Source organism: Ruegeria sp. CF8 (genome assembly GCF_056537285.1).
Genome location: NZ_JBQFRG010000002.1, coordinates 165,897 through 179,364, shown reverse-complemented (window position 1 = coordinate 179,364; position 13,468 = coordinate 165,897). Strand labels below are relative to the sequence as shown.

At 56.4% G+C, this 13,468-nt stretch carries 12 protein-coding genes; 2 read left to right on the top strand and 10 right to left on the bottom strand.

All coding sequences use genetic code 11. From position 1 onward, the window contains the following. Positions 1–10 precede the first annotated feature (10 nt). The 10 genes from ACR0EV_RS05490 to ACR0EV_RS05445 form a co-directional block, all read right to left on the bottom strand. Entirely contained in the window at positions 11–1,927 is a 1,917-nt protein-coding gene (locus tag ACR0EV_RS05490; RefSeq protein ID WP_480799156.1) for a beta-galactosidase, read from the bottom strand. Next, positions 1,924–2,784, bottom strand: coding sequence for an SMP-30/gluconolactonase/LRE family protein (locus ACR0EV_RS05485; protein WP_480799155.1), 861 nt, complete (start codon positions 2,782–2,784; stop codon positions 1,924–1,926). Before ACR0EV_RS05485 ends, ACR0EV_RS05490 begins: the two co-directional genes overlap by 4 nt. Further along, the gene (locus ACR0EV_RS05480) at positions 2,781–3,386 is read right to left on the bottom strand and encodes a 2-dehydro-3-deoxy-6-phosphogalactonate aldolase (protein ID WP_480799154.1); all 606 of its coding nucleotides are present in this window, start codon (positions 3,384–3,386) and stop codon (positions 2,781–2,783) included. The genes ACR0EV_RS05485 and ACR0EV_RS05480 overlap by 4 nt, the downstream gene beginning before the upstream one ends. Continuing rightward, positions 3,383–4,270, bottom strand: a complete 888-nt coding sequence (locus ACR0EV_RS05475) for a 2-dehydro-3-deoxygalactonokinase (RefSeq protein WP_480799153.1) — start codon at positions 4,268–4,270, stop codon at positions 3,383–3,385. The genes ACR0EV_RS05480 and ACR0EV_RS05475 overlap by 4 nt, the downstream gene beginning before the upstream one ends. Before the next feature lie 4 nt (positions 4,271–4,274). Beyond that, positions 4,275–5,039: an SDR family NAD(P)-dependent oxidoreductase gene (locus ACR0EV_RS05470; RefSeq protein ID WP_480799152.1), complete on the bottom strand. Its 765-nt coding sequence runs from the start codon at positions 5,037–5,039 to the stop codon at positions 4,275–4,277. Beyond that, positions 5,039–6,745: an IlvD/Edd family dehydratase gene (locus ACR0EV_RS05465; protein ID WP_480799151.1), complete on the bottom strand. Its 1,707-nt coding sequence runs from the start codon at positions 6,743–6,745 to the stop codon at positions 5,039–5,041. Before ACR0EV_RS05465 ends, ACR0EV_RS05470 begins: the two co-directional genes overlap by 1 nt. Positions 6,746–6,802: 57 nt before the next feature. After that, positions 6,803–8,143, bottom strand: a complete 1,341-nt coding sequence (gene melA, locus ACR0EV_RS05460; protein ID WP_480799150.1) for an alpha-galactosidase — start codon at positions 8,141–8,143, stop codon at positions 6,803–6,805. A 22-nt stretch (positions 8,144–8,165) separates the two neighbouring features. After that, positions 8,166–9,014: a carbohydrate ABC transporter permease gene (locus tag ACR0EV_RS05455; RefSeq protein WP_480799149.1), complete on the bottom strand. Its 849-nt coding sequence runs from the start codon at positions 9,012–9,014 to the stop codon at positions 8,166–8,168. A gap of 1 nt (position 9,015) precedes the next feature. Further along, positions 9,016–9,942 carry a carbohydrate ABC transporter permease gene (locus tag ACR0EV_RS05450; protein WP_480799148.1) on the bottom strand — a complete coding sequence of 309 codons (927 nt, stop codon included), beginning with the start codon at positions 9,940–9,942 and terminating at the stop codon, positions 9,016–9,018. A gap of 95 nt (positions 9,943–10,037) precedes the next feature. After that, entirely contained in the window at positions 10,038–11,297 is a 1,260-nt protein-coding gene (locus ACR0EV_RS05445; RefSeq protein ID WP_480799147.1) for an ABC transporter substrate-binding protein, read from the bottom strand. 140 nt (positions 11,298–11,437) lie between these two features. Here ACR0EV_RS05445 and ACR0EV_RS05440 point away from each other — a divergent pair, with 140 nt between their 5' ends. Then, positions 11,438–12,244, top strand: coding sequence for an IclR family transcriptional regulator (locus tag ACR0EV_RS05440; protein ID WP_480799575.1), 807 nt, complete (start codon positions 11,438–11,440; stop codon positions 12,242–12,244). Next, entirely contained in the window at positions 12,241–13,299 is a 1,059-nt protein-coding gene (locus ACR0EV_RS05435) for an ABC transporter ATP-binding protein (RefSeq protein WP_480799146.1), read from the top strand. Before ACR0EV_RS05440 ends, ACR0EV_RS05435 begins: the two co-directional genes overlap by 4 nt. Positions 13,300–13,468 lie beyond the last annotated feature (169 nt).

Here is a 13,468-nt window from a genome sequence, read left to right as displayed (position 1 = left end):
CGGATCAGGATCAACCCTGTCCGGGCGGATTGCGTTTCAGGATGGCGACATTGCAGCCTTGAACGGTTTGCCCATTCCAGATCACTGGGCTTGCGTTGTAGTTGATCAGGAACACATGATCAGCCGTCTCGCGCATCCGCAAGCCTTGCGGCATTGCCTGCACGCTCAATCCTGTTTGCTTTGCCGCCATCGCGATAACCCGATCCCAAAGCTGTTCATCAGGAAATCCAGCCAGATACCAAAGCCCGCTTTCCCCTTTGAGCGCGGCTGCCCCATCTTCGAAATTCAGTAAATCGGTGGCTGAACCTGACAGTCGATCAACCCAGTGCAAGGCCGCGCCACCCCCTTGAACGGGTCGCTCGACTGCTGGGGGGAATGTTTCCACCAGATCCACGTCACAGTCCAATGCACTCAATCCGGGGCGGCCGGTATCAGGAATTTGGAAATCGCGCGTTATGGCACCGCTTCGGGGGCCAAGGATGGCGAGTTTACAAGCTTCTTGCAGGCGGCGCTCCAAATCCTGATCAATTGTTGCCAGCCCTGGTGCAAGGATCAGATCGTACTGTCCTGAAATGTCATGAGTAGATACGAAATCCACCGACATCCCCGCGCGGCGCAGCGCGCGATAGGACGCAAATACCAATCGGAAGTAATCAAACCCGGCCCCCTGCGGCTGCGTGGCCCATGCCCAGTCCGACGCATAATCGAACATAATAGCCACCTTGGCCTGCTCTTGCCGCACCTGACCCAATTCTGACAGCGTATCTGCGGTCTGGCGGGCTTCGGTCATTGCAGGTGCAGGACGGTTGTTTGGCGTCAGCAAGCCTGCGTGCATCTGCTCTTGCGCGAAGGGGGCTTGGCGCCAACGAAAATAGCTCACTACTTCAGCGCCATGAGCAACGGCCTCAAGAGACCACAGCCGCACCATTCCGGGAAGAGGCGCCGGGTTATAAGGTGCCCAGTTTACAGGACCGGGTTGCTGTTCCATCACCCACCAACGTCCGCGCCCGACGGCCCGGTAAAGGTCATGGTGAAACGCCTGCATATCCGGATCGCCTTGCTGCAGAAAAGCGATCTTGTGCCCGTCGTCATCTTCCAGCCGATCCGACAAAAACCCTATTGGGTAACTGTCCCAAGTGGCGATATCCAAATCTGTGCCGACCTCGAAATGATCGAAATCCAGAACGCGGCCCATGTAATTGTGCAGCAGTGGCGCGTCGGTCAGCTGCCGCAAGACGTTCACCTGAGCCTTATTGAAAGCCACAACCTGATCTGAGCTGAACCGTCGGAACGCCAGTACGTGGGCCGGGTTCGGTTCGGTTACGGTTTGATTGGGCAGGTCGATCTCATCGAAGCTGGCGTATTCCATCGACCAGAACACGTTGCCCCATGCAGTGTTGAGCGCTTCGATGGATCCGTATTGTTCCGCAAGCCATTGTCGGAAAGCGTGCAGAGCAGGGGCGCTGTAGCTGACCGTTGTGTCATGGCAGCCGTATTCGTTGTCGATCTGCCATGCGGCCACATGCGGATTGCGGCCGTACCGCTCACCCATGATACGGGCAATGCGTGAGCATTCGTCGATATAGCCTTGATGGCTAAAGCAATAATGCCGCCGCGATCCAAACTTGCGTGGTTGCCCCTGTTCATCCAGGGCCAGCATACCCGGGTGTCTGTCGATCATCCAACGAGGCGGAGTTGCCGTTGGCGTGCCCAGCACAACCTTCAACCCGGCGGAACCAAGTGTTTCGATCGCGCGATCCAGCCATTCGAGTTGCAAATGACCCGGCTGAGGTTCCATACGGCTCCATGCAAACTCACCGATCCGAACCCAGGTCAGGCCGGTGGCGATCATGCGTGCGGCGTCCTCCGCCCACATCGCCTCGGGCCAGTGTTCGGGATAGTAGCAAACGCCAAGTTCCGGCTTCATAAAATGACCCTGTGTTCTGCCTGACCCCGCCCGGCATTCAGCGCGGCAAAGGTCTTTCCGTTGTTTGGTTGCGCTTCGATTTCGTCAGCGCTCAACCCCTGACGTGCTGTTGTGCAGAAAAGGATGCTCAGATCACTGCCGCCAAAGGCCGGGCAGGATGTGTGCGCTGCGTCGAAATTAACGGCACGCAGGAATTGTCCATCAGGTGTGTAACAAGCAACCCGGCTAGCACCCCATTGGGCAATCCAGATGTTTCCAGCGGCATCAACCACGGCACCATCCGGGTTCAGCCCCTCATCCCGCAAATCCAGAAAGACCGAATGATCCGCTTCAGGCCATCCGGTTTCCTCATCCAACTTCCACCGCCGAACCTGGCCGGTCACGGTATCGCAAAAATAGGCAACCGACCGATCCGGAGCAAAACAGATCGCGTTTGAGATTGTCACATTTGCAACCAGACGTCTCAACGCGCCTTTCCAGTATCGATAGATCGATCCTGCCCGGGGTTCGGCTTCCTTCCCCATAGTTCCGATCCAGAACCCACCCCAAGGATCAGCACGGCCATCATTTGAGCGGGTCACTGGGTTGTCTGATTCCAATGGCGTGATCAGGCTGCGGTCGTCAGTGTTGAGGTCAAAACGCCAAAGCCCGGTTTCCGATGCCAGAAGCAACGTATCGCGGTCCACCCATCCTGCGGCCGAGACATGTTCATCAAACGCCCAGCTACGTGGCCCGTGTCCGTCACGGGTCATCATACGTTTGCCGATGATGTCGAACCAAAACAATTGTTGCCGTTCGGGGTGCCACAAAGGGCCTTCGCCCAGTTCACAGGGGCGATCGTCGAAAACAGTGCTCATCCCACGGCCTTGTCATAGGCGGCAACGATTTGGTGGGCGCGATCAGCGATTTCGCTCACGTCCATCCCTGGTTTAAACAGCGCCGATCCGATCCCGAACCCATCCGCACCGGCCTTGATCCACTGGCCGAAATTCTCAGGACCCGCACCACCCACGGCAAAGACCAGCGCACCGTCAGGCAAAACCGGGCGCAAGGCGGCCAGACCGCTTGGTCCTGCCATTACGCCGGGAAACAGTTTCAACCCTGTGGCACCGGCCTTCAAAGCTCCAAACGCTTCGGTCGGGGTGTAGACACCCGGCCAGCTTTGCAGCCCCAAGGCGACCGAACGTCCTATGACGTCAGCATCATAGTTTGGGGATACGATCAGTTTGCCCCCGGCAGCTGAAACAGCTTCGACCTGATCGACGGACAACACAGTGCCAGCGCCAATCAAGGCTTGCTCGCCAAACGCTTCGGTCAATATTTCAATACTTCTAAGCGGGTATGGTGAGTTGAGCGGCACTTCGATACGGTCAATCCCCGCGTCAAGAACGACGCGCCCAACAGCTTCAGCCTCTGTCGGGTTCAGCCCACGTAGAATGGCGATGATGGGTCGGCTCATGAATTCACCTTGTCTTTGGCCAGAGCAAGCCCTGCCAGTGTCGCCGAAGTGGCGTTTTCAGTTTCGACAAACGCGCCTTGTTGCTTCAGCGCAGTTGCATAGATCTGCGACACACCGTCGGCACCAATCACGGCCAGCTGTTGTCCCAACCAATAGGGTCGGGTGGCGGCCAGCTCGGCACCGATCAACAATCCGGAAAGCTGTGCGCGCGCTGTGCGTTTGTCCTGTCCTAGCAACAAATCTGCCGCGCGTATGCCGAATAGCCGTGCAGCCAGTTGTTCAGGTTTGGAAAGGGCGTCTGCAACGGCGTCAACAAAAGCGTCGTCATCCCAACCTTCGCACACCGAGTGCCGAAGCACCGACTGTCCGGAGAGCAAATCAAACAACTCTCCCGTCATGAAAGTCCGGAAACTGACAACTTCACCCGCGCTGACCTGGACCCATTTTGTATGGGTTCCGGGTAAGCAGATCACGCCATCCCAGTTCTGACGAGTGGCGAGATATCCTGCGATCTGTGTTTCTTCACCGCGCATTACATCGGGTGGAGATACCTGTTTCAAACCGGGCACGACAAATGCGCGGATACGTGGATCGGTGTCCGGGACTTGCACCGGCGCTCCGGGCAGGGGTTGGGTTGGAACAGCGCCATATGGTGCTTCGACCCAGCCTTGCCGTGCACCGACCATACCGCAGGCGATCACATCGATACAGGTATCTGTAAGCCACGTTTCAATGAGATCCAGCAAAGCCGTTTGAAATCCACCTTTGCCGACATGAGCCATGCCAGCACCGGACTGCGCCTGATCCAGAACCGTATTCCCCTGCATGGCCCATGCCCGCAGATGAGACGTGCCCCAATCAACAGCGATCCAATCTGCTATCATCCCGTCACCCCGTTACAACAACGCCGCCGTCAACGACCATGCACTGCCCGGTCATCGCGCGGCTGGCCTTAGACGCCAGAAACAAGGTGGGTGCAATCATATCGTCGGGTGTCAGATGCTCTTTCAGGCATTGCCGATCCAGATGGGCAGCCAAATCCTCGGGGGTGGCCCACATTTCCAGTTGTTTCTGCGTCAGAACCCAGCCGGGGGCCAGAGCGTTGACCCGGATGTTCTGCGGCCCAAGCTCACGCGCCAAAGAGCGTGTCATGCCGGTAATCCCGGCATTTGATGTCGTGTAGATCGGATAACCAGCGTTGCCCATCATGTAGCTGATCGAGCTGAAATTGATAATTGCTCCGCCTTCTTTCATCTGCCGGGCGGCTTCCTGACAGGCGAAGTAGTAGGCCTTCAGGTTGACCTCAATCATCCAGTCCCAGAACTCTGGCGTCGTTTCGTCCAACGCGTGACGCTGATCATTGGCCGCGTTGTTGACCAACACATTCAAGGGACCATGCGACTCAGATGCCTTTTGCATAGTGGCATGCAAGAGTTCGGTGTCAGTCATGTCACCCTGCATGAACAGGGGTGCGCGGCCATGTTTGTCGCGCATCTCTTCAACAAACGCATTGGCATCCGAGCGACCGATGAAGGCCACATTGGCGCCTTGAGCCATGAAACCGTCGGTCAGCGCAGCGCCCACGCCGGAGCCACCGCCTGTGATGTAAACGGACGCCCCGTTTAAGTCGTGAAATGTTGCTGGTTGTGGCATCAGTGGCTCTCTCTGGTCACGAGACGGGTATCTTTGCCCACAAGGAAATCAAGGTCGGCCCCTTGATCGGCTTGTAGAACGTGGTCGATATAAAGTTTAGCATAGCCGCGGGTATAGTGCGGGTCGTCCGGTTGCCACGCAGCGCGGCGCGCCTCCAGTTCCGCTTCATCAACCAGCACTTCCATCTCACCCTTACTGGCCGAGATACGAATGCGGTCGCCGGTTTTCACCAGTGCGAGCGTACCGCCGGCCTGCGCCTCGGGGCTGACATGCAGAATGACAGTGCCATAGGCGGTACCAGACATGCGCGCGTCTGAGATGCGGATCATGTCGCGCACGCCCTCTTTCACCAGCTTGGCCGGTATCGGCATGTTGCCAACCTCGGGCATGCCGGGATACCCCTTGGGGCCGCAGCCTTTCAGGACCAGAATTGTATCTGGTGTGACCGGCAAGTCATCCCGGTCGATGTTGGCTTTCAGGTCCTCTATGTTTTCAAACACGTAAGCCTCGGCTTCCGTTTCCAAAAGCTCATCTGTCGCTGCCGAAGGTTTTACGATCGCTCCGTTCGGTGCAAGGTTGCCTCGCAGGACGCGCAGACCGGCGGCGGGTTTCACAGGATCATTGAAAGGGCGGATCACATCTGAATTGAAACACTCAGCCCCTTCGTAATGAGCTGAAATGTCTTTGTTCAGCACTGTTTTGGCTGGGCGCAAGAAGGGTTTGAGTTCGTTCAAAACGACTGGAACACCTCCCGCGTAACAGAAATCTTCCATCAGGTATTTGCCCGATGGCATGCAGTTCACCAGCAGGGGAATTTCTGATCCGATCTCAAAGTCCTTGAGCGTCAGATCAACGCCGACACGGCCTGCCAGAGCCAACAGATGAACGACGGCGTTGGTAGAGCCACCCACCGCGGCATTGGCCAGAATGGCGTTTTCAAAGGCTTCCTTGGTCAGAATGTCCGATGGTTTGAGGTCTTCGTCCACCATCTCGACAATCCGCTTGCCGGTCAGATGCGCCAGCGCCATGCGGCGTGCATCCACGGCGGGCAGGGCTGCGTTGGTGGGCAAGGACATACCCATCGCTTCGACCAGAGAGGCCATTGTGGAGGCAGTGCCCATTGTCATGCAAACGCCTGCGCTGCGGGACATCCCGGATTCGGCGTTCATGAAATCTTGCAGCGTCATCTCTCCAGCACGAACGGCCTCGGAGAATTTCCAAACGTCGGTGCCCGAGCCTATATCCTGCCCACGATACTTGCCGTTCAGCATCGGGCCGGAACTGACCACGATTGACGGCAGATCGACCGAGGCCGCGCCCATCAACTGCCCTGGTGTTGTCTTGTCACAACCACCCAGAAGGACAACGCCATCAATGCCGTACGCGCGGATGCTTTCTTCGACGTCCATCGCCAGCAGATTGCGGAATAGCATGGCGGTCGGCTTCATCTGCGTCTCACCCAGCGACATGACGGGGAATTCCACCGGGAAACCTCCCGCCTCCCAAACGCCGCGTTTGACGCCTTCGGCCAGATCGCGCAGGCCCGAATTGCAGGGCGTCAGTTCCGACCATGTGTTGCAGATGCCAATAATAGGGCGCCCGTCAAAAGCGTGGTCAGGAAACCCTTGGTTTTTCATCCACGAACGATGGATGAACCCGTCCTTGTCGAGCTTTCCGTACCAATGCTGTGAGCGGCGTTTTGTCATTTTTGCGTTGCTTTTCTTGGCTGCGGTTGGAATTGAGTATTTTTAAAAAGATGAAGATCAGGCGGCCCGTGCTGGGCGGCACCAATCGGGTAGCCAGTCGGCATGGGCTGTTAGCAGGTCACTGACCAGGTTGCGGATTTGACGAAGGTCCAATTCAGCAGCGGTGTGCGGATCCATCATCGCGGCGTGATAGATGTATTCGGGGTTCTGATCGATCAGAGCCCGAACGGTCAATTCCTGCACATTGATCTGAGTGCGCATTAAGGCAATCAGTTGTGGCGGAACATCGGTGACGACCGAAGGCTGCACGCCGTTGCTGTCGACAAGGCAGGGCGTTTCAACCGCTGCACCCAGTGGAAGTTGGGGAATTTGGCCGGTGTTGGGCAAGTTTCCATAGGCTGTATAGGGCGTATCCGTGACGATGGCATTCATCAGGTCGGCGGCAAATTCGTGGCTGCGGATGACTTCAATGTCATGACCGTCGGTCAGCGTCTTGGCTTGTTCTTTCCAATTGGCCACCTGTTCGACACAGCGGGTCGGATATTCGTCCAGCGGTATCGAGAACTGCTCGATCAGATCCTGCCGCCCGTCCTTGATAAACCATGGGACATATTCGGCGAAATGTTCCGAGCTTTCAGTGCAGAAATAGCCGAGATGGTCCATGACTTCATATCGTACTTTGTTGGGGCAGCGCGGCATCAGCAGCGGAGCCTTGGGAATTTGGCCACTGGCATAGCCTTGCCGCAGCGCTGGGTAGAGGTCGCGCCCCTGATGTTCGAGTTTCAGGAAAAAGGCGACGTGATTTACACCAGCGACTTTGTAGCGGAACTCGTCTTTGGGCAGGTCAAGATCATGGGCCAGTTCTTCGACTGTATTCTGGACCGAATGGCACAAGCCAACCTGCTTCAGCGCCGGGAATTGTTCGGCCAGCGCCCAGGTGTTGATCGCCATCGGGTTCACATATTGCAGCAGCGTCGCGTGGGGACACAGCTGCGTCATGTCACGTGCTACATCCCATAAAACCGGCACCGTACGCAGGCCCCGCATGATGCCGCCGACACCTAGCGTGTCGGCGATGGTCTGGCGCAGGCCATATTGCTTGGGGATCTCGAAATCCGTGACCGTGCAGGGCTCATAGCCTCCGACCTGAAAAGCAGTGATGACAAAATCTGCACCGTCCAATGCGGCGCGGCGGTCGGTATGTGTGGTAACAGTCGCGCCGGTGCCGACCGAACGGATCATGGCGCGCGCCACAGCTTCGCTTTCGGCAAGCCGCTCGGGGTCAATATCCATCAGCGCGAAGTGGCTGTTGGCCAATGCAGGGGTCAGGAGGGCGTCGCCCACGATATTCTGCATGAAGATCGTGGAACCTGCACCAATGAAGGTGATCTTTGTCATCTTACAAACTCTTGGTTTGACGTTACTTTACGGCACCGAGGGTCAGGCCCGCGATGAAGTGTTTTTGCATCAGGAAGAACATTGCAACAGGCGGCAGCGCTGCGACAATCGAACCCGCACTCATCAATTGGTAAGCGGCCCTGAACTGGGCGTTAAAGCTGGTGATACCTGCAGTGACTGGCTGGCTTTCAGCGCCTTGGGTCAGCACAACGGCCCAAAAATAGTCGTTCCAGATAAAGGTGAAGATCAGCACGCTGAGCGCGGCAATTGCAGGCTTCATCAAGGGCAGCACGACGTACCAGAAGATACGCCACTCGCTGATGCCTTCCACCCGCGCGGCTTCGATCAGTTCAAACGGCAGCGCGCGGATAAAATTGCGCATGAACAGGGTGCAAAAGCCGGTCTGGAAAGCAATGTGGAACAGGACAAGGCCGGTTTTGGTATTGTAGAGACCGAGTTCAAGCGTGAGATCACGTACGGGCACCATCAGGATCTGGAAGGGAACAAAGTTGCCCGCAACGAACATGAAAAAGATCCAGAGATTTGATTTGAACTTGTAGATCCCAAGCGCAAAGCCGGTCATGCAGCTTAGCGCAACAGCTCCGATCACAGTCGGGACAGTGATCATGAAAGAGTTCAGCAAATAGCGCGGCATGTCCGAGTTGAAGAACACCTGCCCATAGTTGAACGCACCTTCAAAGCTTGATGGCAATCCCCAGTAGTTTGCATTGGTAAAGTCTGCGGCTGGTTTGACCGAGAACAGGGCAACCGCCAGCAGTGGGCCAAGCCATAGCAACAGGGCCAGCGGCAGCATAGCCTGATAGGTGATCTGCGCCGCTCGGGGTTGTTTTTCGATGGGTTTGGGAAACATTTCAGTGCCCCTTTTCTTCGCGGTACATCGACCACAGGAAGTAGGCGATGAAGCAGAGCATGATGAGGAAGAGGATCACTGCGATAGCGGCTCCGTATCCCATACGGAAACCGTATTCGGATAAGGCAACCTCAAACATGTAGTATGCCAGCACGCGGGAGGACCCGAACGGCCCCCCTTGGGTCATGATCGAGATCAGGTCGAAGCTTCGCAGCGCGCCGATGATTGTAACAACAAAAGCGATAAAGGTGGCGGGGCGCAGCTGCGGCAAGATGATATGCCACAGCATCCTCCAGCCTTTTGCACCGTCCAATCGCCCGGCCTCGATCTGTTCCGGATCCACTGCGTTCAGGCCAGTGAGGTACAGGATCATGCAATAGGCGGTTTGCGGCCAAAGACCGGCGAAGATGATGCCATAGGTGACGAATCTCTCGTCGCCCAGCACATTCAGCGGGCCAAGGCCAAAAAGACCAAGGAACTCATTCAGCAGGCCAAAGGTCGGGTCATAGAACCACGTGAACACAAGCCCCACGACCACCTGAGAGATCACGAACGGGAAGAAAAACAAGGATTTATAAAGGCGAATGCCCCAAACTGTTTGGTTCAGGAATAACGCGATGAAAAGGCCAGCAGGAATCGCCAGAAGGTAGAGGATCAGCCAGATCAGGTTGTTTTTAAGCGAGATGTAGAAAGCATCCCGATCTACCCATTCCCAATACAGGTCTTCGTAATTGCGGAAGCCGACGTATTCGGCAGCACCCAAGCCGTCCCATTCATACAAAGACAGGTTGAAGGATTGGAATACCGGGATGATCACATAGACCATGAAGAACAGCAGACCCGGTGCCAGAAACAGCCAAGGCGCAATGCGCTGTTGGTTTCTGTGAAACCAGCTTTCTTGTTCTGGGATATCGGCGGCAACGGTCATGGCGGTATCTCGGAATTGGTGGGGTGAAGGCGGGCTGAATCCCGCCCTACGTTTTTAGGCGAGGTAGGCCGGGCTTCAGCCCGGCCCATGCCAGATCAGTTGTCGTAAATACGCTGACGCGCACGTTCCAGTTTTGCCAGAATGCGGTCAGCATTGTCTGGCTTGACCATAAACTCCTGGAAGCCTTCCATAGATACTTTGGCCATTTCAGCCGGAGCGTCGCGGTCCCAGAATTGTGCGACACCGCCAGGGCTGTTGGATGACAGCATTTGGAAGCCCTGCTGCAGGAACTTGTCGTCATCCACCGAAGACTGCGCGTTCACCGGCAGCTGACCAAGGTTTGCGCCATTGTTGATCTCCGTCTGCTCGTCCGCAGATACAGCAAATCGCAGGAACTCACGCGCAGCTTCCTTGTTGGACGCGTTGGCAGGAATGTGGAATGTGTCGGTGGGGGCGTCTTCTGCCAATTCGACGTCGGGATTGATCGAAACGAACTGGTAGAAGTCCAGTTGATCATCCGTCAGGCCGGCATCACGCAGCGGCGCGACGGCGAAATTGCCCATCAGGTAAGCGGCTGCTTCACCGTTGACCATGAAGGGCAGGGCCTCTTGCCAGCTGTATGTTTGGTGGTTGTCGATGAACGCACCCATGTCGATCAGCTGTTTCCAGTTGGCGAAGGTCTGCTTGACCCGGTCGTCCTCCCAGCTGATTTCCCCATTGGCGAGCTGGTTGTGGAAGTCAAACCCGTTGGTGCGCATGTTCAGGTAGTCGAACCAGCCACCAGCGGTCCACAGGAACTTGGTGCCGATGGTATAGCAGGCGCGACCTGAATCGACGATCTTCTGGCAGTTAGCCAGCTCTTCTTCCCAAGTCGTCGGCTCGCTCAGGCCCAACTCATCAAAGATGTCTTTGCGATAGTAAACGCCCCACTGGTAGTAGGTGTAAGGCACGCCCCACTGCTTACCATCGATCGTCATCGCGCCTTTTGTCGAGGCCAAATTGTCGGCAATTTCCGGTTCGGCCCAAAGGTCAGACACATCCTCAAACAGACCCGCCTCAACATAGGGCTTCATGCGGTTGGCTGCGTACCATGTGGCGACGTCCGGAGTATCGGCCGTCAGGAAGTTGCGGATCTGAGTCTTGTAAGCTTCGCGGTCGATCACGGTGGTTTCGATTTCCAACCCTGGATGCTGTTCCGCAAACCGCTCGATCATCGCTTCCATCGTCGCACGCGGCGCTGGATTCGAGGTGTCCAGAAAAATGCGCAGCTCTCCGGTCAGTTCCGCAGCTGCTGGCGCCGCCATCGCGACGCCAAGCGCCAGCGCAGCCGTTGTGCGCTTGAAAGTGGAATACATGGTCTCCTCCCTGTTGCTCCCATGTGAGGTTCCAAATATTGAAACCAAGTTTTATATATTGAAAACTACACATCGACTCGGTTAGTCTTGTCAAGACCCATCGAGAGGAAGCGATGGGAAACGGAGGAGAATGCACACCCGTGTCAGGTGATGGAACCATAGGCAAAGCATGTGACGTGTTGGATCACGTCGCGGCTTTTCAACGCCCTGTGCGGTTTTCTGAACTGCTGGACAGCAGCGCTTTTCCCAAGGCAACGCTCTACCGGTTCCTTCAATCCCTGACGAATCAGGGAATGTTGTCCTACGACCCGGACAGGCAGACCTATGCGCCTGGGATGCGGTTGGTTCGGCTGGCACACGCCGCATGGACTCAAAGCTCTTTGGCCCCGATCGCACGCCCGTTTCTTGATGCGCTGAGCCGGGAAACCGGAGAAACCGTGCATCTGGCACAGCTTGATTCGGGGCAGGTCCTGTATGTCGACAAACGCAATGCGGCGCAGCCCATTGAGATGTATTCGCAAGCTGGCAAGGTTGGCCCTGCTTACTGCACTGGGGTCGGCAAGGCGATGATGGCGTTTTTGGAGGAAGAGGCGCTGAACCGGGCGATTTCTCAGCAAAGCTATCACCGGTTCACCGACAAAACCCTGACCTCGGAACGGGCGCTGCGCGAAAATCTCGATCAGATAAGAACCCGGGGATTTGCGATAGACGACGAAGAACACGAACCCGGCATTATTTGTATCGCCTGCCCGGTACTATCGTCGAACAGTCGAATGCTAGGCGCGATTTCCGTAACAGGGTCGACTGAACGGATGGACTTCAAACAACTCGAGGCCTGGGTGCCACGTGTACGCCGCGTGGCAGAACAGATCGGGGCCGAGGCGCAGGCTTGGCGCTTTCCCGAAACAGGTCAAAACCTAAGCAATGACAGGATGCAAGTGACATGACAGGAGTAACTCTGAACCAAGCAATCAAGCGGTATGGTCAGACACAGGTCATTCACGGGATCGACCTGCAGATCGACGATGGCGAGTTCTGCGTGTTTGTCGGCCCCTCGGGATGCGGCAAATCCACCTTGCTGCGCATGATTGCCGGGCTTGAAGAAACATCAGAAGGCGAGATTCATATCGGTGCTCGGGACGTAACGCATATGGACCCCGCAAAACGTGGGGTCGCGATGGTGTTTCAAACCTATGCGCTTTATCCGCACATGACCGTGGCCGAAAACATGGGGTTTGGGCTGCGTATGAACGGTGTCGCAAAGCCCGAGATTGATCAGAAGGTTCAGGAAGCTTCGAACATTCTGAAGCTGGATCAATACCTCAAGCGCAAACCCAAGGCTCTGTCAGGGGGTCAACGGCAGAGGGTTGCAATCGGTCGGGCCATTGTTCGCGGGCCCGAGGTTTTTCTGTTTGATGAACCCTTGTCGAATCTCGACGCAGAATTGCGCGTCGAAATGCGGGTCGAAATCGCGCGGCTGCATCAGGAAATCGGTGCGACCATGATCTATGTGACCCATGATCAGGTCGAAGCCATGACTATGGCCGACAAGATCGTTGTTCTGCGGGACGGTCGTATCGAGCAGGTGGGCGCCCCGATGGACCTCTACCGAGATCCCGACAACCGCTTTGTTGCGGGTTTCATTGGTTCGCCCGCAATGAACTTCCTGGAATGTGAGTATGCCGACGGGCACGTCACCCATCCTGCCTTGGCTCAGCCTTTGCCGGTCACTGCAACAATTCCCGCCGGACAGAGCAAGGTGACTTTGGGGATGCGTCCGGAACATATCCAGATCGATCGCGCGGCGGATACATGCACCGTGGATCTGACCGAGGCATTAGGGGGCGTATCCTATTCCTATCTGCTGACACCAAACGGCGACAAACTGATTGTTGAAGAGCGGGACGATCAACGTAGCAAAACGGGCGACCGAATCGGTATTTCAATCCTGCCCGAACGTGCCATGGTGTTCGACCCCGAGACAGGGCAGAGGTTTCGGTAGAAAGCAATTCAGGCGCGCCGAGCTCTGCCAGAGAACAAAAAAGTCGTCACCAAACTCGCGATTTGTAATCTAAGCCTGGTCCGCTGACAGCGGATGCGCGAAAGGCCTGATCTATTGCGTCAGGTAGCATTCAAATCCGACCCGTGGCAAAACGCGCGCCTGTAGGCAA

Bases quoted from the DNA above. Each gene is read 5' to 3' on its own strand.
- ACR0EV_RS05485 (WP_480799155.1), bottom strand. From the start codon at position 2,784: ATGAGCACTGTTTTCGACGATCGCCCCTGTGAACTGGGCGAAGGCCCT.
- ACR0EV_RS05470 (WP_480799152.1), bottom strand. From the start codon at position 5,039: ATGCCACAACCAGCAACATTTCACGACTTAAACGGGGCGTCCGTTTAC.
- ACR0EV_RS05450 (WP_480799148.1), bottom strand. From the start codon at position 9,942: ATGACCGTTGCCGCCGATATCCCAGAACAAGAAAGCTGGTTTCACAGA.
- ACR0EV_RS05480 (WP_480799154.1), bottom strand. From the start codon at position 3,386: ATGAGCCGACCCATCATCGCCATTCTACGTGGGCTGAACCCGACAGAG.
- ACR0EV_RS05490 (WP_480799156.1), bottom strand. From the start codon at position 1,927: ATGAAGCCGGAACTTGGCGTTTGCTACTATCCCGAACACTGGCCCGAG.
- ACR0EV_RS05445 (WP_480799147.1), bottom strand. From the start codon at position 11,297: ATGTATTCCACTTTCAAGCGCACAACGGCTGCGCTGGCGCTTGGCGTC.
- ACR0EV_RS05465 (WP_480799151.1), bottom strand. From the start codon at position 6,745: ATGACAAAACGCCGCTCACAGCATTGGTACGGAAAGCTCGACAAGGAC.
- ACR0EV_RS05435 (WP_480799146.1), top strand. From the start codon at position 12,241: ATGACAGGAGTAACTCTGAACCAAGCAATCAAGCGGTATGGTCAGACA.
- melA (WP_480799150.1), bottom strand. From the start codon at position 8,143: ATGACAAAGATCACCTTCATTGGTGCAGGTTCCACGATCTTCATGCAG.
- ACR0EV_RS05455 (WP_480799149.1), bottom strand. From the start codon at position 9,014: ATGTTTCCCAAACCCATCGAAAAACAACCCCGAGCGGCGCAGATCACC.
- ACR0EV_RS05475 (WP_480799153.1), bottom strand. From the start codon at position 4,270: ATGATAGCAGATTGGATCGCTGTTGATTGGGGCACGTCTCATCTGCGG.